The 20,418-nt window shown below is 68.9% G+C and carries 23 protein-coding genes and 1 tRNA gene; 4 read left to right on the forward strand and 20 right to left on the reverse strand.

All coding sequences use genetic code 11. The features are described 5' to 3' along the window. Positions 1-90 precede the first annotated feature (90 nt). Complete coding sequence (locus tag DFS13_RS29555; protein ID WP_006496275.1) at positions 91-978, reverse strand: cytochrome c5 family protein; 888 nt, start codon at positions 976-978, stop codon at positions 91-93. Positions 979-1,229: 251 nt separating this feature from the next. On the opposite strand from DFS13_RS29555, the gene DFS13_RS29560 reads away from it, so the two are divergent. Then, positions 1,230-1,305: transfer RNA gene (locus DFS13_RS29560), tRNA-Arg, on the forward strand. A gap of 54 nt (positions 1,306-1,359) precedes the next feature. Here DFS13_RS29560 and DFS13_RS29565 read toward each other — a convergent pair. Continuing rightward, positions 1,360-2,436 carry a site-specific integrase gene (locus tag DFS13_RS29565; protein WP_006484045.1) on the reverse strand — a complete coding sequence of 359 codons (1,077 nt, stop codon included), beginning with the start codon at positions 2,434-2,436 and terminating at the stop codon, positions 1,360-1,362. Between the two features lie 2 nt (positions 2,437-2,438). On the opposite strand from DFS13_RS29565, the gene DFS13_RS40000 reads away from it, so the two are divergent. Next, complete coding sequence (locus DFS13_RS40000) at positions 2,439-2,711, forward strand: hypothetical protein (RefSeq protein ID WP_034178513.1); 273 nt, start codon at positions 2,439-2,441, stop codon at positions 2,709-2,711. A gap of 51 nt (positions 2,712-2,762) precedes the next feature. Here the strand turns inward: DFS13_RS40000 and DFS13_RS29570 are convergent, their stop codons facing one another. From DFS13_RS29570 to DFS13_RS29590, 5 genes are all read right to left on the reverse strand, one after another. After that, entirely contained in the window at positions 2,763-3,134 is a 372-nt protein-coding gene (locus DFS13_RS29570; protein WP_080466928.1) for a hypothetical protein, read from the reverse strand. Beyond that, a complete protein-coding gene (locus DFS13_RS29575; RefSeq protein ID WP_111442459.1) occupies positions 3,131-5,923 on the reverse strand; it encodes a toprim domain-containing protein in 2,793 nt (930 codons plus the stop codon). The genes DFS13_RS29570 and DFS13_RS29575 overlap by 4 nt, the downstream gene beginning before the upstream one ends. A gap of 5 nt (positions 5,924-5,928) precedes the next feature. Then, positions 5,929-6,186: a hypothetical protein gene (locus DFS13_RS29580; RefSeq protein WP_034201136.1), complete on the reverse strand. Its 258-nt coding sequence runs from the start codon at positions 6,184-6,186 to the stop codon at positions 5,929-5,931. Positions 6,187-6,313: 127 nt separating this feature from the next. Beyond that, the gene (locus tag DFS13_RS29585) at positions 6,314-6,562 is read right to left on the reverse strand and encodes an ogr/Delta-like zinc finger family protein (RefSeq protein WP_105866237.1); all 249 of its coding nucleotides are present in this window, start codon (positions 6,560-6,562) and stop codon (positions 6,314-6,316) included. A gap of 181 nt (positions 6,563-6,743) precedes the next feature. Then, the gene (locus DFS13_RS29590) at positions 6,744-6,959 is read right to left on the reverse strand and encodes a hypothetical protein (RefSeq protein ID WP_006485450.1); all 216 of its coding nucleotides are present in this window, start codon (positions 6,957-6,959) and stop codon (positions 6,744-6,746) included. A gap of 162 nt (positions 6,960-7,121) precedes the next feature. Here DFS13_RS29590 and DFS13_RS29595 point away from each other — a divergent pair, with 162 nt between their 5' ends. Further along, positions 7,122-7,541, forward strand: a complete 420-nt coding sequence (locus DFS13_RS29595; protein ID WP_058902304.1) for a hypothetical protein — start codon at positions 7,122-7,124, stop codon at positions 7,539-7,541. A 317-nt stretch (positions 7,542-7,858) separates the two neighbouring features. Beyond that, entirely contained in the window at positions 7,859-8,155 is a 297-nt protein-coding gene (locus DFS13_RS29600; protein WP_006485449.1) for a hypothetical protein, read from the forward strand. A 187-nt stretch (positions 8,156-8,342) separates the two neighbouring features. Here DFS13_RS29600 and DFS13_RS29605 read toward each other — a convergent pair whose 3' ends face one another. From DFS13_RS29605 to DFS13_RS29665, 13 genes are all read right to left on the reverse strand, one after another. Next, entirely contained in the window at positions 8,343-9,413 is a 1,071-nt protein-coding gene (locus tag DFS13_RS29605) for a phage late control D family protein (RefSeq protein ID WP_006496269.1), read from the reverse strand. After that, positions 9,410-9,841 (reverse strand): phage tail protein, encoded by a 432-nt coding sequence (locus DFS13_RS29610; protein ID WP_006485447.1) that lies wholly within the window; start codon positions 9,839-9,841, stop codon positions 9,410-9,412. Before DFS13_RS29610 ends, DFS13_RS29605 begins: the two co-directional genes overlap by 4 nt. 22 nt (positions 9,842-9,863) lie before the next feature. Further along, a complete protein-coding gene (locus tag DFS13_RS29615; protein WP_111442460.1) occupies positions 9,864-12,434 on the reverse strand; it encodes a hypothetical protein in 2,571 nt (856 codons plus the stop codon). A 15-nt stretch (positions 12,435-12,449) separates the two neighbouring features. Next, positions 12,450-12,563 carry a GpE family phage tail protein gene (locus DFS13_RS29620; protein WP_006484104.1) on the reverse strand — a complete coding sequence of 38 codons (114 nt, stop codon included), beginning with the start codon at positions 12,561-12,563 and terminating at the stop codon, positions 12,450-12,452. An 8-nt stretch (positions 12,564-12,571) separates the two neighbouring features. Beyond that, the gene (locus tag DFS13_RS29625; protein ID WP_006484110.1) at positions 12,572-12,943 is read right to left on the reverse strand and encodes a phage tail assembly protein; all 372 of its coding nucleotides are present in this window, start codon (positions 12,941-12,943) and stop codon (positions 12,572-12,574) included. 75 nt (positions 12,944-13,018) lie between these two features. Then, positions 13,019-13,528, reverse strand: a complete 510-nt coding sequence (locus tag DFS13_RS29630) for a phage major tail tube protein (protein ID WP_006484101.1) — start codon at positions 13,526-13,528, stop codon at positions 13,019-13,021. 28 nt (positions 13,529-13,556) lie between these two features. Then, a complete protein-coding gene (locus DFS13_RS29635; RefSeq protein ID WP_006484096.1) occupies positions 13,557-14,729 on the reverse strand; it encodes a phage tail sheath protein in 1,173 nt (390 codons plus the stop codon). Between the two features lie 54 nt (positions 14,730-14,783). Next, the gene (locus tag DFS13_RS29640; protein WP_060213074.1) at positions 14,784-15,482 is read right to left on the reverse strand and encodes a tail fiber assembly protein; all 699 of its coding nucleotides are present in this window, start codon (positions 15,480-15,482) and stop codon (positions 14,784-14,786) included. Positions 15,483-15,497: 15 nt separating this feature from the next. Next, entirely contained in the window at positions 15,498-17,825 is a 2,328-nt protein-coding gene (locus tag DFS13_RS29645) for a phage tail protein (protein WP_111442461.1), read from the reverse strand. Between the two features lie 6 nt (positions 17,826-17,831). After that, the gene (locus tag DFS13_RS29650) at positions 17,832-18,374 is read right to left on the reverse strand and encodes a phage tail protein I (protein WP_006484097.1); all 543 of its coding nucleotides are present in this window, start codon (positions 18,372-18,374) and stop codon (positions 17,832-17,834) included. Continuing rightward, positions 18,367-19,281 carry a baseplate J/gp47 family protein gene (locus tag DFS13_RS29655; RefSeq protein ID WP_006484106.1) on the reverse strand — a complete coding sequence of 305 codons (915 nt, stop codon included), beginning with the start codon at positions 19,279-19,281 and terminating at the stop codon, positions 18,367-18,369. The genes DFS13_RS29650 and DFS13_RS29655 overlap by 8 nt, the downstream gene beginning before the upstream one ends. After that, positions 19,278-19,640 (reverse strand): GPW/gp25 family protein, encoded by a 363-nt coding sequence (locus DFS13_RS29660; protein WP_034201129.1) that lies wholly within the window; start codon positions 19,638-19,640, stop codon positions 19,278-19,280. The genes DFS13_RS29655 and DFS13_RS29660 overlap by 4 nt, the downstream gene beginning before the upstream one ends. After that, on the reverse strand, positions 19,637-20,323 hold the full coding sequence (locus tag DFS13_RS29665) for a phage baseplate assembly protein V (protein WP_111442462.1): 687 nt from the start codon (positions 20,321-20,323) through the stop codon (positions 19,637-19,639). Before DFS13_RS29665 ends, DFS13_RS29660 begins: the two co-directional genes overlap by 4 nt. Positions 20,324-20,418 lie beyond the last annotated feature (95 nt).

Genomic DNA, 20,418 nt, shown 5'->3' on the forward strand with positions numbered 1-20,418 from the left:
GATGGCGCGGCGAACCGGCAACCCAAAAAAGGAAACCCCCGCGATGCGCGTGCGTCGCGGGGGTTTTTGACGGATGGCCGGGCGACGTCGTTACTTCGCCGCGTTGACCATGTAGTCGACGGCCGCCTTCACGTCGGCATCCGACGCGTTCGACCCGCCCTTCGGCGGCATCGCGCCCTTGCCGTGCAGCGCGTAGTTGTAGACCGTATCCATCGAGTCCTTCAGGCGCGGCGCCCAGTCTTCCTTGCTGCCGAACTTCGGCGCACCGAGCACGCCGGCCGCGTGGCAGGCCTGGCAGGTCGACGCGTACAGCGCCTTGCCGGCCGTTGCCGCATCGGCGCCGGCCGGGGCGGCCGCGGGCTTTTCGCCGGCCTTCGGGATCGCGGCGATCGCGGCCATGGCGGCCGCGGCCTGCGCGTTCGACGCATCGGCGCCCGACGCGGGCGCGCCGCTCGCGGGCTGCGCCGCGTTGGCGGCCGGCGCTGCCGGTTCGGGGAAGTTCGCGCCGTCGTTGTTCGCCATGTAGACGATCGCGCGGGCGATTTCATAGTCGCTGACGTCGTCGGGGCTCGTGCCGCCGCGCGCCGGCATCGCGCCCTTGCCCGCGAGGGCCGTCTTCAGCAGCGTGTCGAAGCCTTGCGAGATGCGCGGCGCCCAGTCGTCCTTGTTGCCGAACTTCGGCGCGCCGGCGGCGCCGGTGCCGTGGCAGGTCACGCAGACGGCCTTGTAGACTTCCTCGCCGGTCTTGTACGTGCGGGGCGCGTTGGCGTCCTTCACGTCGACCTTCGCGATCGGGGCGATCCGTGCGGCGACCTGCTCGTCGGATAGCGCGTCCGTGCCGGCGCCGGAACGGAACGCATGGTTCGCATAATTGGCGAACAGGACGATCAGGATGATCGGAATCGCGAACGACGCGATGATGACGGCAATCAACTGCCCGGGGGTTTTGACGGGAGATTCGTGGGGTGCTTCGCTCATGCTTGCCTCGTCTCCATGAATAGGAATTGTGAGCGCGGTGCAACGGCAAAATGGCAGTCCAATGAAGCACGGACGATTATAGACGGAACGTTTACATCACGGCGAGCGGCGCGATGGCGCGTGTTTACCCGCACGCAGCACGGCCCGGCGGCGATTCGGCAGGCAAGGTGGACGCGTCATGGGAAACCGGGTATCCTTGCCGTCTTGCCAATCGTGGGCGGCCTGTATATGGGGTCGCTTCACTGTCACACGCGCCCGTAGCTCAATGGATAGAGTACTGCCCTCCGAAGGCAGGGGTTGCTGGTTCGATCCCAGCCGGGCGCGCCAAGCCTGATCAGGCTCTCAGCGGTTTCCTCCCATCGTCGTGCAGTACCGTTGCAGCTAAATTGCAGCCGGAATCGGTGCGGGCTCGGCCGTCAGCGGCGCGACCCATTGCGCCAGATGCGCGGCCGACAGATGCGCGTACCGCTGCACCATTTCCATCGTCTCCCAGCCGCCCAGCTCCTTCAGCACCTGCAGCGGCGTGCCGCGTTGCACGTGCCAGCTCGCCCAGGTGTGGCGCAGGTCGTGCCAGCGGAAATCGTGCAGGCCGGCGCGCCGCAGCGCCTTGGCCCAGGCGGCCGTGGCCGTCTGGTAGACCGGCTTGCCGCGATAGACGAACACGCTGTCCGCGCATGCCGGCGCCCGCGGGTTCGCGCGCTGGCGCTGCAGCACGGCGATCGCGGTATCCGACAGCGGCACCGTGATCGCCTTCCTGGCCTTGGCCTGGTCGGGGTGAATCCACGCGACGCGCCGCGCGAGGTCGACCTGCGACCACTGCAGCCCGGTTACGTTGGCGCGCCGCAAGCCGGTTTCGAGACTGAAGCGCGCCATGTCCGCGAGGTGCGCGGGCAGCTCGGCGAGCAGCCGCTCCGCCTCGGCCGGCGTCAGCCAGCGGATGCGTTTCGAGACGACCTTCGCGCGCTTCGTGACCGGCGCGCGCGCCAGCCATTCCCATTCGACGGCCGCGTTCAACACGGCCTTCAGCACGCCGATCACGCGGCGCACCGTGGCGTCGCTGACGGGCCGGTCGGTCGCGACGACGCCGTGCCGCGTGCGCACCGTGCGCGGTTCCCGACGCTTGGCGAGCGCGATCGCATCGATGCGGCTCCGGTCGATGTCGGCGAGCGCGACGCCGGACAGGTGCCGGTCGAGCCAGCGCAGATGGATCTTCGAAGTCTCCAGGCTCGCGAGACCCGCTCGTTCGCCGACATAGCGGACGACCGCGTCGTTCCACGAATGGCGCGGCTGGGTGCCGAGCCGCGCCTGGTTCCACAGGTCGACCTTCAGCCGGTCGTGGAATTCCTGGGCCTGCGCTTTGTCGCGGGTGCCAGTGCTTCCCTGTACCGGCGTTCCGCCGCCAGGGGGGTACAGCTTGTATTGCCAGTTCGGGCTGGTTTTTCGTTTGTAGAGCGACATGGGTGGGTTTCCTCGTGCTGATCGGCCTGCGCGGCTCGCGGGAGCCAGTCCCCGGCGAGGTAGCGCTGCAGGGCCATGATGGAAAAGATCCAGCGCTTGCCGACCTTGCGGCCGGGCAGCATGCCGGCGCGGGCCTTCAGGCGCACCGTTTCGGGGTGCGCGCCGAGCAGGGCCGCTGCGCCGGACAAGTCGACGGTCGCGGGGGGCGCGTCGTCGGCAGGCCGCGCGCCGGGCGGGCACGCAGCGCAACTGATGGCATGGTGGATCGCGTGTGAAGGGCGCATAACACGTTGATATTCAAGAGTTTTGTTTGCCATGGGTTGCCATCATTCAGACGTGGCGGCCGCGTGGAACCCATGGCGTGAAGTCGCGCTACCGCGCGCGACCGATGGCGGCGCGCGCCTGACTCGTGGTGCGCGACGGCGGCCGGCTGCTGCGGCTTCCCGGTACGCTTTCTTCTTTTCTTTCAATGCTTTGAAGAGAGAAGAAGAGAGGCGCATGGCGGCCTGCGGGCAAGCCGGACCCGTGGCAAAAGCGGCCCGACTCGTGGCGATCCTCGTGCAACGCGCGGCGGCACTTTCCTCAACAATCAAGGACTTGCGCACCTCGACCGGCGAAATCCACGACTCCCGCGTGTCGCCCGCCCGCTCCCCGCGACGTCCGGAACGCTCCAGCCGGTTGGCCCGATCGCGGCTCATGCGCGGCCTCCGTGCAGCGCGTCGGTCGCCAGGTCCTCGCGCACCGATACGTGCAGGCCGAAGGTGGCCAGGCGCTCGAGTGACACCGGCGTCAGGTACGGCACGCGGCGCATGTAGATGCGGCGCTCGACCTCCTTCTCGCCGACCACGACGCCGGCATGCTTCAACTGGGCCTTGAACACGCGGTCGGACTTCACGGGCAGGCCGTTCCACTTGTCGCGCAGCGCGCTCGTGTGGGCGAGGTGATCCATCACGTGCCCGGTGCGCAGCAGCAGGCAGAACTCGCCGTCGACGGTGTCGAACGTGTACGGATGCTTGTAGTTGCCGCCGTCGATTTCCGACAGCACCGTTTCCATGATCCAGACCCACGGTTCGCGGTCGGCGCTCGTTTCGGCGACGTGGCCGTTCATCTCGGCGAGCAGATCGCGCGGGAACTCGCCTTCGCCCGGATCCATTCCGGCGAATTCGCACAGGTAGCGCCACGCCAGCCCGAGCGCCGCGTAATTGGCGGCCATGCGCCGCGCGCCGTCGTCCTCGCCGCTTGCGCGGCAGCCGGCGAGCGCCTGGTCGCGCAGCGTCGCGTACTGATCCAGCGCCGTGCGCCGGTCGAGCCCGGTCAGGAATTCGAGCCATTGCCGGACCGGGAAGCGCGGCAGGTCGTCGGGCAGCAGCGGCCCGCGCTTGCCGGTCAGCGTCGTGCGCACCAGCTTGCCGAGCAGGCTGCGCACCGGCACGTCCTCGCCGGCGAGCATCACGGGCGCGCACAGCAGGTATTCGGTCATGTCGGTGCCGCGCCGCGTCACCGTGTATTGATAGTTCTCCTGCAGCAGCCCGACCGCCTTGTCGATCACGTCCTGCCGGCGTGCCGACAGTTCTTCCCAGCCGACCGGATGGCTCGTGTGACTGATGCTGGTCAGCAGCCGGAATTCGGTCTGCAGCGACTGCCCGGAGAACATCGTGAACGCGAGCGAGCGCTCGAGCCGCTTGATCAGCGTCGACTTGCCCGCGCCCTTGTTCGCCTGGATCGTCAGGTGCGGCCAGAAGCCGAGCAGCGCCTTCAGGTGGCCGCCGAGCGCCCAGACGAGCGGGATCGTCGCGGCGTTCTGCCGGAACGTCGTCTGGTAGGCCGCGATCACGCGGCGCGCGTCGCTCACCGGGCCGCCCGGGAACGTCAGGTTGTGATACGGACACTGCTTGTCCGCTTCGGTGAAATAGCAGTCGGGGCCTTCGTTGACGATCAGCCGGCCGTCGCGCCAGGCGAGCCCGACGAAGTTCGCCGCGCGGCGCGCGCCCAGGTCGGCGCCGCGCTCGAGGATGTTGACCATCCGCTTGAACGGCGCGGGCGCCCAGATCGGACCGAACTTGCCCCACTGATCGACGTTGTGCAGCTGATCGTCGAGCATCACGCGGCGGATCAGTTGTGCGCCGTGCCGCGGCGCCTGCACCGATACCGCGAAGTAGACGGTGGGCGCCTGGTCGGCGTCGCCCGTCATCGTCGAGGTCGCGCTCGCGACGGCCACGCGGCTGATGCCGGCGATGCGAAAGCCGCACAGGTCGGTCATCACCGGCGTGTCGACGCCCGATTCCTCGTTGCGGTCCATCCGGGTGATGTAGCTGGTGAAATCCGGCCGCACGCGAAACCGCCAGTATTGCGCGAAGTCGTGCGGCGGCAGGAACAGGCGCGGCCGGCCGCGCCGCGATGCGTCGCCCGGCAGGCCGGCGACCAGCCACGGCTCGAGCTGGTCGAGCGCACGCGCCAGATCGGCCGGGCCGCGCAGCTGCAGGTAGTCGTTCACGTCGTTGATCGGCTTGCGCGCGGTGTCGCCGTCCGCCAGATCCGCGAACCAGTCCGACTGGTCGACCAGCACGGCGCTGATGTCGAGCGCCGTCAGCCGTTCGTAGAGCGCCCACGCGGCCTCCGGGCCGGGCCGCTGGCCGGCGCGCGAATGGCCGTCGGCGAACGGTTCGTCGTTGTCCAGGCAGATCGTGACCTGCTTGCCGCGCAGGAACGCGAAGTCGATGCGCTCGACGTTCGCGAGGCCGCGCAGCGCGAGCGCGGCCGTGCCGGGCAGCGCGCAGGTGTCGATCGACAGCGCGTTGATCGCGCTCTCGACGATCACCACGCGTTTCGCGCGCTCGAGCCGGCGTGCGTCGGCGGTCCACGCATAACCGGCCTTGTCGCCCTGGGTCTGCGTCTTGACCCCGCCGTTGAGCGCGGGATCGACGTAGCGCATGTCGACCGCGACGACGCGCGCATCGCCCGGCGAGCGTACGACGAATGCGGCCGCGGGGCCGCCGTGGCCGACTTCGCCGGCGGCGACCTTCGGGCTCGTCCACGTATTGAAGCCGAGCGTGCGCGCGGCGAGCGCCGCGTCGATCGCGGCGGCGGCGATGCCGCGGCCGCCGAGGTAGTCGCGCACGCGCTCGCGCTCGGCCACGCAGCGATCGGCGATGTATTCGACGGTCGACTTCTCGCGGCGCTCGAGCGGCGCCGGCCGCTCGGACGGGAGACCGTATGCGTCGTGGAGATAGCGGACGGCGTCGGCGACGGTGCCGCCGCGCGCATGGATCACGAGATCGATGCAGGATCCGCCGGCATCGGCGCTGTGGTCGCGCCAGCCGGTGCCGTACTTCGGGTGGTTCGCATAGATCGACAATGACGGGCTGCGGTCCGCGTGCTGCGGCGAGTGATAGAGCGCGCGGTCGCCGCCGCGGCCGCGCTTCAGGCCGAGACGGCTCGCAAGATCGTGCAGGTCGATGTGTCGTTTCAGTTCGTCGATCGAAGCCATCTTCGTTATTGCTGTGGTTCAGGTTGGGCGTGCCGTGCGGGACCGCCGGCGCAGGCCGGCGGCGCGACGAGCGCGTGCAGCGCGGCGGCGGATTGCGGGAAGCCGAGCGCAAGGCGATCGGCGAGCGCCGACACGAAGGGGCCGAGCGCGGGCTGGCGTGCGGCGCTGCCGGATGCGGGGTCGCCGCGCAGCGTGTCGGCGGCGGCCGCGATGGCGGCGCGCAGCGCGACGTCGTGCGGTGTGGGTTCGGCGTAGCGGTTCATGTGAGCACCTCGGGGCCATGGCTCGCGCGGTTCGAGATCATGAGGAATCCTTTCAATGGCAAAAACGATCCCTCGCGCCGCTCGGGCACGATGCGAGGGAAACGGGAGAGGGTGACGGGTTAGGGCGTCAGACGGGCAGCTCGAGCTGCGCGGCGAGGCGTTCGCGCACGTGCGGCGAGAGCGGCAGCTGCAACGTCAGGTTCGGGATCGCGGACGGCGACAGCGTGCGCGCGAATTCCATGTTGACGACGTACGTGTGGCCGCACTCGGGATTCGAGCACTGGAACGTGATCTCGCGGAAGGTCAGCGACATTTCACGGCTGCTGCGCGCGGTGGCGCGGGTGCGGCAGTGCGGGCAGCGGTTCAGGATTCGCATGAGGGCTCACTCCGGACGAAAGACTGCCGATGGCCGGGCCAGTCGCGGGTCGCGCCGGTGGCCAGCGTGCAGCCCTGGCCGATCGGCGAATGGTTGCGGGCGCACACACGGCTCACAATCGATGCTGCGGGCCCGGACGGTCGGGTGCGTTCGAAAGCGGCGAACATGAAGACGCTCCGGCTCACGGGCGCGCGCTGCGCGAGCGCGGCGCGGCGATCGCGCGCAGGTGGCTGGCGCCGAGGCGGATCAGTTCGCGCGCCATGCTCGAGATCGAGCGATTGCGTTGCGCGGCAAGCTGCTCGAGCTCGCCGCGCTCCACAGGCGTGAGCCCCACGTAAACGGGCTTGTCCGACATCGTGCCGCGCGGCGAACGGCGTGGGCCTTTGGGAGTAGTCATGGTCGGTATACTTTGCGGAGATAGTCTTGCGTTACGGTGAGGCTAGTCTAATGAGCAAAAAACGGCGCGTCAATTGTTAATGGGTAATTTATGACACAAATCGGGAGTCGCTTGCGGGACGAGCGCTTGCGGATCGGGCTCAGCCAGGACGAGTTTGCGACCGTGGGCGGCGTCGCGAGACGCTCGCAGTCGGCGTACGAGTCGGACGAGCGCGCTCCCGACGCGGCCTATCTGCTGGCCGTTCGCGAGATCGGCGTCGATATCGGCTACGTGCTGACCGGCGAGCGGTTCGCCGCGGGCGAAGCGGCGCCGGAGGCCGGCGCCCGCGACGCGGACGAAGCCGAGGTGCTCGCGATGTACCGGCAGCTCAACGACACCGGCAAGGCGTCGCTGCATGCCTTCCTCGCGAGTTGCATCAGCACCGGCGCGATGGTGCAGACCGCGACGCCGCGGCGCGCGAAGCGTGTGCCGGAGAAACGTCGCGCGGCGCTCGATCAGCGCACGGCGGAGAACGTCGATCGCGCGATGGCCGAGATCGAACGGCTGAAGGCCGAACGCGCGGCGAAGCAGCCGAAGAAGTAACGCATCCGCGGGGTGGCGCCCCGCCCCATCACCCGGCGCGCATGCATGCGACACACCCCGCGCGGCCGTCCCTCTGCCCGGTTCGAACCGTTGCGTGTGCGACGGCGGGGCAGCGCAGTTCCCGTTTTCCGATGTTGCCCGGGTGCGCTCGGCGCACCGCACAAGGGCATCGGATAAAATCGGATGAAACACTGTATATCCATACAGTATTGGTTTAGCATTCTGAAAGCCGGTGAGCTGGCGGCGGGGCGTTCCGAGGCGCCCCGTCGTGTCAGGCGGCCCCCCGGTTGATGACTGAGTTTGCGGAGACCGGAAAAATGGACACCAACAGGAAGCACGACAACGGGACGATCGGCGCGTCGGCGCACGCCGACCATCGCGCGGACGCGCGTGGAGCGACGATGGGCCCGCCGCGATATCGTTCGGACCTGACCGACGACGAGCGGGCCGATGCGCACGCAGCGATCGACAACGCGATGCTGTCGGTCGGGCAGGTGCTCGAGGCCGCGCTGCAGGCGATGGCCAATCTGCGCGATGCGCGCGCCACGTTGCAGCAATGTGGCGACGCGCGCGACCTGCGCATGACGCTCGGCGGGCGTCAGCAATCGAGCTGAACCGCCCCCCACACTGATCTCCCGCAGGCCGGCATTCGCTCCGGCCGCTGCAACGAATCCGGGCCGCGCCCCCTCGCGCGTGGCCTCACTCCCCTCCCGCGACATCCTGCCTTCGCCACCGCGATCGACGCCCTGCGATCGCGCGTCGCGGCGTGGTCGCGCATCGGTCGCCGGCGCAGCCTTCCGGTCAGCGCTGGCCGGTGCGACGCGTCTTCTTCGGCGCGTCGCGCACCTCGAGCTCGAGCGCGGTCGTGAAGCCGCCGTCGCCGATCGTATGCGTCGCTTTCTTCACGAGCCACGGCGTGTCGTCGATGTCGGGCTTGAACCCGGTCACGGTGACGGGCATCTCGGGAAACAGCTCGGGCCGACCGAGCGCGAGCGTGTAGCTCAGCGTCGACTCGCCGCGCTGCGTGCGCGCATATTCGGCTTGCGCGGCCGCGCGCGCCTCGGCCTCGGTCGCGTAGTCCTCGGGCAGCACCTTGACGTTCTTGCCTTTGGCGTCGCCGACGACCACCGGGAGCCGGCGCGCGCTGCCGTTCGAGTGATAGTGCGCGCGCACCGACGTGTAGCTGTCGCGCTGCGCGACGTGATAGCGATGCTGGTCGCCGCTCGCGCGCGTGATGGCGAGCACGTCGAGCGGCTTGCCGCTGACCGTCTTGCCGCTGCCGATCGGCGTGAACAGCAGGTGCTTGTCCTTCACGGTCATCACCGCGTCGTAACGTTTCGCGAGGCGTGTCAGGAACGACATGTCGGACTCTTGCGTCTGGTCGACGTGGTCGATCCGCGTCGCGGCGAGCGTCGCGTCGACGGCGGCCGTGAGCCCGTAGCGCGCGGCGATGGTGCGCACGATCGCGCCGATCGTCTGGCGGTGCCAGCTTTTCTCCCGGCGCTCGTGCATGTCGTTCGTCATCGATGCGGAGCGGGCGCGGATCGTGATGACGTCCGGTGCGCCGCTGTGCTCGACTTCGTCGACCGTGAACGCCCCCTTGTCGACCAGCGGCTCGCCGACCCAGCCGATCGACAGCTTGATGCTCGCGCCGCGCTTCGGAATCGCGAAGGTGCCTTGCGCATCGTCGAGCACCAGGTCGAGCATGTCGGCCTCGTCCGCACGCGATTCCGACAGCGACAGGCTGATGAGGTTGGGCGCGATCAGGCGCGACAGGTCGCGGCCGTCGAGCGTGATGCGGTAGTCGGCCTGCGGCTGCACGCGGCCCGCGCGGGCCGGTGCGTCGGCCGGCGTGCGTTCCTGCGTGCTCATTGCTCTGCCGCTCCGCTGTCGTCGTCCTGCTGCACTTCGGCGAGCACGCCGTCGTCGACGCGCTTCAGCGTCAGCGTGAACGCGATCTTGCGCGCCATGCCTTCCTTCGTGTGATACGTGGCCGTTTCGTTGAGGCTGTCGATGACGTACGCGCCGTACACGTTGCCGTTGCCGTCGACGAGCACGTACGCGTCGCCGGCATCGCCCATGCGGGCGAGCGCCTCGATCGACGCGATCTCGCCGATGCCGTTCTCGGGCGCGACGATGCCGGTGAGGGTGATCGTGTCGTCGCCGGCGCCGGTGAACTGGCTCGCGTCGCGCACGCCGATGCGCGAGCTGGTGCGATGCTTCCAGTTGCGCTGACGCTGGAGCTCCTGGTACGGCGTGGTCGCCAGGCTGAAAACGAACTGATCGAGCGACATCATCATGGGCGGGTTTCCTCCAGCGGAATCAATCGGACAGGCGCGACGCGGTGCGCGACGCCTTCGCGCGTTCGGCGCGTTCGAGCTCGGCGCGCACCATGCGGGCGATTTCGGCCGCATCGGCACCGGGCGGCGGCGCGATGTTGATGGTGACGGGGCCGGCCGCGGGCGCGGCGCTTGCCACGGCGGCCGGCGCCGTGAGCGGCGGGCGATAGTCGAGCGACAGGTTGTAGCGTTCGAGCGGCGCGGCGGCGGCGATCGCCGGGCTCGCCGCGAACGCGGGCGGGCCGACCAGCGCGGCGGCCGACGTGAGCGCGGCGGCGGTGCGCGTCATGCGGGTCGGGGTGCCGGTGGTGGCGCCGCCTGGCCCGTTGTCGGGCGTGGGCGACGCCTGCATGCCGAGCTTTTCCTTGAGCCAGCCGAGCGTCGAGCTGCCCAGGTTGCCGGCCGTATCCTTCAGCGCGCCGAGGCGATTCGTGATGCCGTCGACCAGGCCGGACACGATGCTCGCGCCGATTTCCTGGAAACGCGTGCCGATGTCGCCGAACCAGTCGCCGATGCCGCCGAGCGAGGTCTTCACCCACTCGACGGTGGCGTCCCATTTCGCGGCGATCCAGTCGCTGGCCGCGCCGAACGCGCCCTTGATCGTTTCCCACAGCGCGATGAACTTCGGCCCGAGCGTGTCCCAGTTCTGCCAGACGTAGACGGCCGCCATCGCGATCAGCCCGATCACGGCCAGCAGCGGATTCGCCATCGCCAGCCGGCCGAGCATCAGCAGCGCCTGCCCGACGAGCCTGAACGCGCCGACCATCGACGTCGCGAAGCGCAGCACGTTGACCGAGCCGAGCAGGCCGCCGAAGACGCTCGCCAGTGTGCCGGCGACGGCGAGTGCGCCGCCCAGCGCCGCGAAGGTCGTGACGAGGATCCGGGTGGCCGTGCCGTGTTCGCGCACGAACCGGACGATCTTCTCGAGCATCCTGGCCGTGACGTCCAGCGCCGCGTTGTAGACCGGCGTGATCTTCTCGCCGATCTCGAGCTTCAGGTCGCGCAGCTGCGCGAGCACGGCGAGCTCGCGTCCCGCGGTCGAATCCGCGGCCTTCGCGCGCATCCCGGTGACGCCGTCGGCGGCGGCGCTCTGCCTCTCGGTGTCGTGGATCTGCTCGCGTTGCTCGTACATCGTCGTGAGCAGCGTGCCCGCGGCCTTGTCGGGGAACAGCTTTGCCAGCGTGGCCTTCACCTCGTCGGGCTGGGTGATGCCCTTCGCGGCGAGCTTCGGCAGCAGCACCTTTTCGAGCCATTCGAGCGGCGAGGCCTGCAGCATGTCGCTGCCCGCCAGCGCCCCCGGCCCGAGCCCGCGGATCGCGCCGTTCCTCGCATGCAGGACCCGCTTCGGATCGACCAGGCCGAGCGCCGTCAACTGCCGTGCGGCGGGCGCCGTCACCTTGCCGCCGAAGAGGCTGCCGGACAGCGCGGCGAGGCCTTCGCCGGCCGCCTTGCCGCCGAGCATCTCGATGAGCGGCTGCATCTGGTAGTAGAACGCATCCGTGCGCAACTTCCTGGCCGCGCTGCCCCCCGATTCGGCGAAACTGTTCCACTCGTCGCCGCTGACCTTGCCGCCGGTCGCCGTCTGCATCTTCTGCACGATGTTCGCTTCGGCGCCGAACGCGGCTTCGTTCTTCGTGCCGCCGCGCAGGTCGATCACCTTCAGCATGGCCATGAACTTGTCGACGTTCGCCTTCGCGTCGTCCTTGCCGAACAGCGCCTCGTTCGCCGATTTCATGTTCGCGAGCATCGGCATCACGACGCGCGCGCGTTGCTCGTCGCCGCCGAGCGCCGCCAGCGATTCGCGCATCAGCGCCAGGTTGTCGACGACCGACTGGCCGCCGACCTGCTGCGCGCGCGCGAATGTCACGGCGTCGGCCGACGCGCCTTGCGCCCGCAGGCGCAGCGTTTCGCTTTCGGCCTGCTTCGCGACGTCGAGCGGCTCGGACAGCATGCCGAACATGCTCTTGCCGGCGCCCGCGATCGTCTTGCCGCGCTCCGCCCATTGCTTGCCGACGCCGCTCAGTGCGTCGATCTTCGCGCGCCGGGCCTCGGCGCGCTTGCGGCGCGCGTCGTCGAACGCGCGCACGTCGGCCGTCATCTTCGCCTGGCGTCGCGCGCTGTTCGTGGCCAGCGCGAATTCGTGCAGGTCGAGGCGGCGCGTGTCGATGCCCGCGCCGACGAGCTGCGTGCGCAGTTCGCGGATGCGCGCGACCTGCCGGCTTTGCGCGGCCGTCAAATCCGTGGCCGTGCGTTCGAGCTTGGCGAGGTCCTCGACCATCTGGCGTGACGGCGGGCCGGACGCACGCAGCGCGACGCGCAGCTCCCCGGCACGCAGCTTCGCTGATTTGAGTTCGGTCGCGGTTTTCGCCACACCGCTGCGCAAGTCGCGAAACTCGCCGATGCGCTTCTGCGTCTTCGCCATGTCATCCAGCTCGCGGCGGGTCGCGCGCAGCGAGTCGGCCAGCCCCTTGTTGCCGGTCAGCATCATTTGCAGGGGCTTCGTCATGTTGTCGATCATGTCGACCATGACGCGCAGTTTCAGGGTGTTGTCCATCGTCGATCGTTTCGCTCATTGGGCGCCGGCACGCACTCGCGCGCGTTCGCGCCAGTCCATCAGCTCGGCCAGGCTGAAGGCGTCCATCACGGGCGGTGTCCAGCCGAACACCGTCGCGATGTCCGCCATCGGGTCTTCTACGCGGTCTGGGAGGCCAGTCGGGATTTCACGGCCTTCGGCATCAAAAAACCGGCGAAGATGCCCCCCAGTTGTACGAGGTCGGCTGGATCGATGCTGGCGACGTCGGCTTCGGTCAGCATCGGCGAGCTGATGCGCGGCAGCACTTTCGACAGCGCGACCACGTCGAGGCTGACGAGGTCGGACAGCGATACGCCGCGCAACTCGCCCGACTTGGGCTTGCGCAGCGTGATCGACGTGATCGTCTGGGTGCCGCGCACGAGCGGCGTGTCGAGCGTATGCGTCGCCGGATCGTCCTGCGCGGGTGTCGCGATGGCGGCCGCATCGGCCTGCAGGTCGGGCGCGGCGGCGTCGGATTGGATCGGATTCATGGTGGTCCTGTGCGTGTGATCAGTCGGAAGGAAGGGGAAGGCGGCCCCGGCCGGCGTCACCGGCCGGATGGCCGGTTACAGGCCGATCGCGTTGCGCAGCGCCGCGAACAGGTCGTTGCCGTTGACCTTCTCGATCATGTTGACGAAGTCGATTTCGATCACGTCCTGGCCGTTCACGGACAGCTTGTAGTAGCTGGCCACCGTCGTGACCTTGAACGCGGTGTCTTCCTTCGACTTCGCGGTGCCCGGGTCGATTTCGCTGTGACGGCCGCGGATGACGATCTCGATCGCGTCCACGTTGGTCGAATCCTCGGCTTGATAGCCGCCGGCGAAGCGCAGCAGCACGCCGTCGTGCTTCGTGATCGCGTACTGGCCGAGCACGGAGCGCATGAAGCCGCCGCAGGTCCATTCGAGCTGGATCCCCTCCTGCCCGAAGTCGACCTTGATCGGGCCGCTCATGCCGCCGCCCTGGTAGTCCTCCATCTTGCGCGTGAGCTTCGGCAGCGTGACTTCGACGACCTGGCCGACGAAGTTCTCGCCGTTCTGGAACAGGTTGAATCCCTTGAGTTTGCGAGGCATACCCATCGTGTTTGACTCCTGGTGAGGCCGGTCGTTACGCGCTCACGCGCGCGGCGAAATCGGCGAGATAACGGTCGGTGATGCGCTGGCGCAGCATCAGGTTTTCGAGCGGCGGAACCGGCGTGTATTCGTAGTCGAGATACGCCTTGCCGGACTTCAGCACGTCGGTCGTGTTCGGCTCCGGGTCGTACCAGGCCGAGCCGCCGATCAGGTAGCCCTGCGAGATCCACTCGCGGAACTTGGCGTTGATCGTCTCGATGATGTCGCGCGGCAGCGACGGGTTGAGCGGGCCGTCGATGATGGCCATCTGCGCTTCGGCGATCGAATCGGCGATGACCTGCGCGGTGCGCGTGTAGTTCTCGAACGCGAACAGCGGATCGTCCGAGCACGTGCGCGAACCCCAGAAGCGGAAACCGTTGCGGTTCACGAGCGTGGTCACGTCCTGTTCGTTCAGGAAGCCCGCGTCCGTCGCCGGATCCTGCAGGTCCCACGACACGTCGGCGCTGATGCCGGTGACGCCGTTCACGCCGACGTTCGACAGCGTCTTGTGCCAGCCCGTGTCGTTGTCGATCTTCGCGCGCAGGCCGGCGGCATACGCGGTGGCCGGCACGACGACGGTCGTGTTGGTCGTGTCGTCCCACGCGAGGAAGTCCGGCCAGACCACCATCAGCTCGCGCTGGCTGAACTGCTTGCGATAGGCGACGGCTTCTTCCTTCGTCTTGCAGCCGTTGGCCGACACGTACGCGAACGCGCGCAGCGATTGCGCGATCGATGCGAGCGCGGCGGCGACCGGTTGCGTGTCGAGGCCCGGCGTCGCGAGGATGCGCGGCTTCACGCCGAAGCGTGCCTGCGCGCCGAGCAGCGCCTTCATGCCGGTGTACTTGCCGTCGGCGGTGACGCTGCCGATCACGTTGGTCGCCGTTTCGCCGGCGTCCTTGCCTTCGGCGACGCGCACGACGATCGTGACGGGCTTGGTTTGCCGGCCGATCGCGTCCAGCGTGCGGCGCAGCGTGCCCTTGGTGCCGGCCTTGCCGAGCGCGGCAACGACGTTGGTCAGAAGGACCGGCGTGTCGAGCGGGAAGGCGGTGGCGTCGGCGTCGGATGCCGTGCAGACGATGCCGACGACGGCCGTCGACACCGTGCGGATCGGGCGGCTGCCTTCGTTGATTTCGATGACGCGTACGCCGTGGTGATAATCCTGCGGCATGGTGTGCGACTCCTATGTGATCAAGTGAGAGAAACGGGAGGATTCCCGGGCGGATCAGGCCGCGCTATCCGCGACCGGAACTGCAGGTGTGGCCGGGTCGGCCGGCGGCGACGATGGCTCGGTCGGAGCGGGCGACTCGATCGGCTCGGACGGCGCAGGCGGCACGGGTGTCGGCGGCGGCGGCACGTAGGGCGCCGGCGTGGCGGGCCACGCGATCGCATCCGGGAACGTGTCCGCCTGGATGACCCTGACGAGCGCCATCTGGTAGGCCGACCAGGCCTTGAAGTAGTAGACGCCCTCGTCGTCGAGCAAGCCCGCGGCGTACGCATCGGCCTTGCCGGCGTTCGCCTTGCGCGCGGTTTCCAGGCGCTGTTCGAACTCGGCCATCGCGGCGTCGCGTTTCTCGCGCTCGAGCAGCTCGGGCGGAACCGTCCATGCACCGTCGAGCCATGCATGGCGTGGCGACGGCCGCGGTTCGGTCGTCAGCCCGAGCTCGTCGGGCGTCTTGCCGGCGGTCGCGATCTCGACGGGCTCGCCGGTATCGGTGCGATAGCAGATCCGGCCGCGGAAGTCCGGCAGCAGCGTCCAGACATCGTTGCGGTAGAACGGCCAGGTCGTCGGCGTGCGCGCCGGCGGCGCGTCGAGCGTGGCCGAGGCCGGGATGAGCCAGCGTTCGGGGTTGCGCGGATCGGCGTCGGGCTGGCTGCTGCTCAGGTATTCGCCGGTCGACGGGCTGTAGTGGTGGATCAGCATGGTTCGGGGTCCTGGTTAGTAGGCGCGGATCATGGCGAGCAAGGCGACGTTGCGCGGCCGTGCTTCGTTGGCGCCGTCGCCGTTGACGGTGATCGCGTGGCTGTGATTGCCGGCGGCGCCGATGCTGACGTTGTGGCCGTGATTGCCGGCGCCTTCCGTGTTGAATTCGTGGTTGTGCCCGCCGGCTCCGGACGTGAATGCCCACGGGTTGTCGTTGTCGACGCCGCCGTGCGAGCCGACTTGATTCGTCGAATGGGTGCCAAAGGGCGCGATGCCCGATTCACTGTATGGCGCGACGTGCTGGTGATCGCCCACGCTGGCGGTCCAGCCGTGGTGACCGTGCCACCCTTGCACGTCGGTCCAGGCCGAATGCACGTGGTCCCCGCTCGCCGCCGCGGAGGCGCCGTGCGCGTGCCACGCATTGGCGAAGTTCTGCGATGCGCCGAGACCGCGATTCGGGTCCACCCCGCGGGTGTCATCCCAGCAGCGCACGAACTCGCCGCGCAATTCGGGGATGCGAAAGGTCGTCGTGCCATCGCCGGTCGAGAACGTGCCGGACCATCCGGCGGCCCAGTCCGTTTCGGTGGAGAGCGCGCCGCTGGCCTGTGCATAGGCCCAGAGTGCGGGATAGTCGGCGCGCTTCAGCAGCGCGCCGTTGAGCTTCAGGAAGCCGGCGCGAGCGGTCGTGCGTGGCTCGAAAACGACCGTGCCGATCGCGGCCGACGCAATCGCGGCGACCACCCATTCCGTCGTCGCGAGCCGCGTCGAGCGATCGCCCGCCGGGGGCGTCTGGCCCTGAACGGGCGTCTGGAACGTGGTGCCGCCCGGCGTGAACGAGACCTGCGAGACGCTGTTGCACGTGATGCCGAACGACCCGTCGCTGATGTGGTACAGGCCCGTGTCCGGCGCGCCGTCGTTGGTGAACGTCAGGGACGGCGCCTGCGCGCTGCCTTCCGACAGGTAGATCCGCTTGCCCGGGTCGAACCAGAGATCGCCGGACATCGTGCCGCCCTTCGTGCGATCGAGCGGCGACAGGTTGCCGGAGTGCCACACGGGATTGTCGTTGATACGAAAGGTGTGGTCGTCGAAGATGTACTGGAACGCGTCGGCCTTGCCCCACCAGCCGACCGAACGGGCATTGGCGTAGAAGTACCCGTCGACCGGGCCGAGCCGAATGTGCCCTTCGTTCGTCGTGCGGCCGATTTCGACGTCGCCACCGATGTTCGTCACGGCACCGGTGCCATTGATGCGGACGGTCCCGTCGGCGAGCGACCACGAGAACGGGCGGAGACTGGTCCACGAGCCGTCCGGATCGCCCTTTCCAGTCGACAACAGGTAGGCATCCTTGCCGTCGTTGCGAAAGAATGCACCGTAGTCGCCGAAGATTGCTCGGAAGTGCGCACCCTGGGCGTCCATTCCGCGGGCGGTTATGCCGCCGTTGAAAGTCGCGCCTCCGCCGGCCTGGATCACGTTGCGGCCGTCGTCGTTCTTGACGTCGCCAATGAGCATCCGGCCGCCATAGGTGACACGCACGGCGCGCGCCTGGTACGCGTCTGTCTCGGCGTCGTTGGCCGTTTTGTTCAGCCACAGATCGACGTATTCACGGCCCCAGGCGCCGTTGTCGAAACCGGAGCGGATCGTTGCGACCAGGCGCGATCCCGTATCCGGGTTACCGCCGCCGAACGTGCCGTGCAGACGCACGCGACCTTCGCGGCCGTTCTTGCCCGACGGAGGGCGAATCGACACGTGTGCGGTGTCCGGACCCGCATCGAATTCGGTGACGACCGGACCGGTGAATTTCGCGCCGGTCAGCGCCGCGTATCGCGACGCGGCGGTCTTCGGCGTCAGCACGCGCGTATCGTCGGCGCCGGTATTCACTTCCCCCTGCGTCGCCAGCTCGACCACACCCTGCCGCTCGGTGGTCGCCGGCGGATTCAGGAACGACGCGTCGCCGAACACGAGCTGCGTCGCGTCGATCGTCGCGAACTGCATGTCGGACGACAGCAGCAGCAACGCGGCCGGCGATTTCTCCATGATCGGCGTCGCCTGGCCGTACGCGGCCAGCAGCACGCCGTTGTCGAGATAGAGGCCGAATCCGTACAGCGAATACTGGTCTGTCGAGTCGTCCTTCAGCGTCGTGTGGATCGTGTCCGGCGCGACGTTGGCGCCGCCGAAGGACTTGATCCGCTTCAGCTCGTTCGGCAGCTTGGTGAGCCCCTTGTCGGCGACGAACGGGGCGTTCGCCAGGCCGATTTCCACGACCTGGTGGGCGTTCGTGCCGCCGTTGCCGGCGGCGACGAGCGCCGCGCGGCCGGCGTCGGTGATGATGATCTGGGTTGCCATGTGCGATCAGTAGTCGGTGAAGTTGACGCGGCGATAGGCCGCCACGCGCGCGGCGGCGCCGATCGGTTGTCGGCCCCGCATCTCGAAGCCCTGCGTGAACGTGTAGTGCGCGCGGACGGGTTTGGTGCGATCGATCTCCGCGAGGATGTCGGCCACGTATTCGGCGGTCGGCGGTTCGCCCTCCTGGCCACTGACCGTCATCACGAGGTCGAACGTACCGGGCGCGCCCGGCGGCTGTTGCTCGAACCATTCACGCAGGACGATGTTTCCGCCGAACGCCGCGACGACCTCGCGCACCGACGCCGCGGTGCCCTTGCGGCGGGCGATCGGAATCGCCTGCCCGACGCGGGCGCGCTTCACGTATTCGGGCCAGTAGTCCTTCCACGCATCGACCCCGAGGTGCCAGGCGAGCCACGGCAGCAGGTCGGACCGGATGGTGTCCGGGTTCGTCAGCGTCGCGAGCGGCGTCGGCACGTCGTCGATACGGGCGTTCGTCGCGGCGAGCCTGCGCTCGAGCCGCGTCGCGTTCGGCGGCAGGATGTCATTCATTGCTGTACACCCCGCCGTCGATCAGCTCGATCCCGGTGCAATAGGGCGCCTGCTGCTTCGTCGCCGGCAGGCCGGCAAGCGGGCTTTCGAGGATCACCTTCTGCACGCCGGCTGCGCGGGCGGCCGCGTAGATGCCGTCGAGCGTGACTTCCATCCCGAGGCGGTGCATGGAATCGGTGTACTGCTTCATCGCCCGGTTGGCCTGCGCGAGCGCCACGGCGCGATCCGGGCCGGCGAAGAACACCAGCCGCGCGCGCACCTGGTAGCGCAGGATCTCCGCGCCGCGTACGGTGACCTTGTCGGTGAGCGGCCGTACGTCGTCGGCCTGCAGCGCGGCGGCCACCGCATCGATCAACGCCGGCGCCGCCGTGCCGTCGCCATCGCGGGCGAGTACCGTGACGAGCACCTCGCACGGGGCCGGGCTGACCGCCGACGCGTCGAGCACGCGGCCATCGGCATTGCGTGCATGCGAGACGTACGCGCCCTCGGGGCCGGCGACCGAGAAACTCTGCGGGGCGAGCTGGGTGCGGGCGCGCAGGTCGGCATCGCTTTCCATCACGGCCGCGAGGTCGTGAGCCGGATCGGCAGGCGAGATCGTCAGGCGGCGGATGCCGAACAGCGCCGCGAGGTGATCGAGGTCGGTGCCGACCGCGTACGCGAGCATCACCGCACGCGCGGCGTCGTTCACGCGCTGGCGCAGCACGATCTCGCGGTACGCGTTTTCCTGCAGCAGCTTCACGAGCGGCTCCGACTCGAGCGCGAGCGTCGCGGCGATCTCGGCTTGTTCGGCGGCCGGGTAGAGCGACACGAGCCGTGCCTTGCGTGCGGCCAGCAGCGTCTCGTAGTCGAGCGTTTCGACGATGTCGGGCGACGGCAGCTGGGAGAGGTCGATCGGCGTCACGCTCATGCCGGACTCCCGTTCGCAACCGGCACGCGGGTCGACACTGCCGTGCCGTTCTCGCCGGTCCAGCCTTCGATGTCGAGATAGAGCGAGCCGGCGGCCGCGTTCGCGTCGTCCGCGGCGAGCACGACGCGGGTCAGCGTCAGGCGCGGTTCCCAGCGCATCAGCGCCGTGGCGACGGCGGCATACAGCCGCGTGCGCACCGTGCCGTTGCCCGGCGCGTCGATCAGGTCGGGCAGCTCGGAGCCGAAGGTACGGCGCTTCACGCACGACGCGAGCGGCGTCGTCACGATTTTGCCGATCGACTGATAGAAATGGTCCAGGCCCGAAATCGAGCGGCCGGTGTTCGCGTTCATGCCTTTCATTGCGGTTCGCTCACGAGTTGTCCATCGCCTTGTTCGCGATGCGTGTGATGCGGGAGGCTGATGCCCCGGGAGGTCACTTCGCGGGTAAAGGTGGCCGCGCCGTCGATCTGCATCGTGGCGCCGCCGCCGGCCCCGCCCGTGCCGGTCATGCCGGCTTCGAACGCGAACGGCCCCTTGACGGTCATCGCGCCGGTGCAGATGGTCTGCGGTGCATCGAGCGTGATGCGCTCGGCCTGCACGGTGGCGTCCCGGGTCTGCACGACGACCGACCCGGGCGCGACGACGCGCACGGTCGCGCCGGCCGGCAGCTCGACCGTGAGCGCATGCGCGGCATGGTCGTACGTGATGCGGGCGCCGTCCGGATAGACCCGTGCATGGGTATCCGGGCTCGAGGCCGGTGCCGGCGCGGCGTTCGAATAGACGCCGCGCAGCGCGACACCCTGCGCCGGGTCGCCCATCGGGCAGAGCAGCACGACCTGTTCGCCGGGCGTCGGCGGCAGCCAGTCGCGGGTCGCGCCGGCGGTGCCGGCCACCCACGGAATCCAGTTGGTCTGCAGTCCGCTGCCATCGGAATCGGCGTCGCCGACCGAGACGCGGCACAACGCAGCCGCATGGTCGACCGCGAGGATCGTGCCCTTGCGCACTGCGTTGCGTGCCTGCCGTTGAATTTCATTTGCGTCCATGCAGCCATGGTGCCGGCGGGGGGCGCGCGGCGCGAGCGATGGCCTGTGTCGTCGCGGCGGGGACAGTGCGCGCCGGATGCCGGCATCGAGTCGTG

This window comes from Burkholderia sp. 28_3 (genome assembly GCF_003253915.1).
Lineage (GTDB): Bacteria > Pseudomonadota > Gammaproteobacteria > Burkholderiales > Burkholderiaceae > Burkholderia > Burkholderia cenocepacia.

Excerpts from the sequence above, each read along its gene's own strand:
- DFS13_RS29630 (WP_006484101.1), bottom strand. The coding sequence starts at position 13,528 with ATGGGTATGCCTCGCAAACTCAAGGGATTCAACCTGTTCCAGAACGGC.
- DFS13_RS29615 (WP_111442460.1), bottom strand. The coding sequence starts at position 12,434 with ATGGACAACACCCTGAAACTGCGCGTCATGGTCGACATGATCGACAAC.
- DFS13_RS29650 (WP_006484097.1), bottom strand. The coding sequence starts at position 18,374 with ATGAATGACATCCTGCCGCCGAACGCGACGCGGCTCGAGCGCAGGCTC.
- DFS13_RS29600 (WP_006485449.1), top strand. The coding sequence starts at position 7,859 with ATGGACACCAACAGGAAGCACGACAACGGGACGATCGGCGCGTCGGCG.
- DFS13_RS29580 (WP_034201136.1), bottom strand. The coding sequence starts at position 6,186 with ATGAACCGCTACGCCGAACCCACACCGCACGACGTCGCGCTGCGCGCC.
- DFS13_RS29655 (WP_006484106.1), bottom strand. The coding sequence starts at position 19,281 with ATGAGCGTGACGCCGATCGACCTCTCCCAGCTGCCGTCGCCCGACATC.
- DFS13_RS29610 (WP_006485447.1), bottom strand. The coding sequence starts at position 9,841 with ATGATGATGTCGCTCGATCAGTTCGTTTTCAGCCTGGCGACCACGCCG.
- DFS13_RS29590 (WP_006485450.1), bottom strand. The coding sequence starts at position 6,959 with ATGACTACTCCCAAAGGCCCACGCCGTTCGCCGCGCGGCACGATGTCG.
- DFS13_RS29575 (WP_111442459.1), bottom strand. The coding sequence starts at position 5,923 with ATGGCTTCGATCGACGAACTGAAACGACACATCGACCTGCACGATCTT.
- DFS13_RS29645 (WP_111442461.1), bottom strand. The coding sequence starts at position 17,825 with ATGGCAACCCAGATCATCATCACCGACGCCGGCCGCGCGGCGCTCGTC.
- DFS13_RS29635 (WP_006484096.1), bottom strand. The coding sequence starts at position 14,729 with ATGCCGCAGGATTATCACCACGGCGTACGCGTCATCGAAATCAACGAA.
- DFS13_RS29555 (WP_006496275.1), bottom strand. The coding sequence starts at position 978 with ATGAGCGAAGCACCCCACGAATCTCCCGTCAAAACCCCCGGGCAGTTG.
- DFS13_RS29660 (WP_034201129.1), bottom strand. The coding sequence starts at position 19,640 with ATGAAAGGCATGAACGCGAACACCGGCCGCTCGATTTCGGGCCTGGAC.
- DFS13_RS29585 (WP_105866237.1), bottom strand. The coding sequence starts at position 6,562 with ATGCGAATCCTGAACCGCTGCCCGCACTGCCGCACCCGCGCCACCGCG.
- DFS13_RS29620 (WP_006484104.1), bottom strand. The coding sequence starts at position 12,563 with ATGGCGGACATCGCGACGGTGTTCGGCTGGACACCGCCCGTGATGGAC.
- DFS13_RS29640 (WP_060213074.1), bottom strand. The coding sequence starts at position 15,482 with ATGCTGATCCACCACTACAGCCCGTCGACCGGCGAATACCTGAGCAGC.
- DFS13_RS29665 (WP_111442462.1), bottom strand. The coding sequence starts at position 20,323 with ATGGACGCAAATGAAATTCAACGGCAGGCACGCAACGCAGTGCGCAAG.
- DFS13_RS29625 (WP_006484110.1), bottom strand. The coding sequence starts at position 12,943 with ATGAATCCGATCCAATCCGACGCCGCCGCGCCCGACCTGCAGGCCGAT.
- DFS13_RS29565 (WP_006484045.1), bottom strand. The coding sequence starts at position 2,436 with ATGTCGCTCTACAAACGAAAAACCAGCCCGAACTGGCAATACAAGCTG.
- DFS13_RS29605 (WP_006496269.1), bottom strand. The coding sequence starts at position 9,413 with ATGAGCACGCAGGAACGCACGCCGGCCGACGCACCGGCCCGCGCGGGC.
- DFS13_RS29570 (WP_080466928.1), bottom strand. The coding sequence starts at position 3,134 with ATGAGCCGCGATCGGGCCAACCGGCTGGAGCGTTCCGGACGTCGCGGG.